This window comes from Vibrio sp. 1069 (assembly GCF_033340555.1).
This window is the reverse complement of sequence record NZ_JAWOWP010000665.1, coordinates 1-586: the sequence shown is the minus strand read 5'-3', so window position 1 is coordinate 586 and position 586 is coordinate 1. Positions and strand designations below refer to the sequence as shown.

At 42.5% G+C, this 586-nt stretch carries 1 protein-coding gene; it reads right to left on the bottom strand.

Features of this window, described 5'->3' with window-relative positions; translation table 11 throughout:
- A partial coding sequence (locus R7040_RS28350) for a transglycosylase domain-containing protein (protein WP_318097871.1) occupies positions 1-424 on the bottom strand: 424 nt, incomplete at its 3' end.
- Positions 425-586: the final 162 nt, after the last annotated feature.

The window sequence follows — 586 nt, the reverse complement described above, 5'->3', positions numbered from 1 at the left end:
ACATCAGCTCCATCAGCAAAGCAAAGTAAAGCTCGTAAGCCTTGCGAGCGTAGGAGTGAGAAGGAAACAAAAACACATTTTTCGCGGCTTGTTGGGTAATAGTGCTCGCGCCTCTCGACGGACCATTATCACCAGCCTCGGAAATCACGTCGAATAGCGACTCGAAATCGACACCATAATGATGAGGGAATTTTTGGTCTTCGGTCGCAATCACCGCTAACTGCATATTTTTTGAGATACGCGACAAGGATACCCATTCATGTTGGCTGCTGTCTGGATAGTTCTTTGGTGGCGCAACAATGCGGCTTAACTTCCATCCCCATATTGGCGGATCGACATATTTCACCACACCAACCAAAACGATTGGGGCAATCAGTAATATCAACACCATTTTAAATAGAAATGACTTAAGCCTTTTCAACATGTGTGGTTCCCCAATGCATTAGCGATTGATAATAAACAAACCAGCGAGCTTGCCTGATTCAATCAGGAACAACAAGTGTTCGAGGTAAAAAATAGGTCAAAAAAAACCCGATTTACATTGTAAAACGGGCTTAGAATTTGATTAGACTGAATTATTTATTCA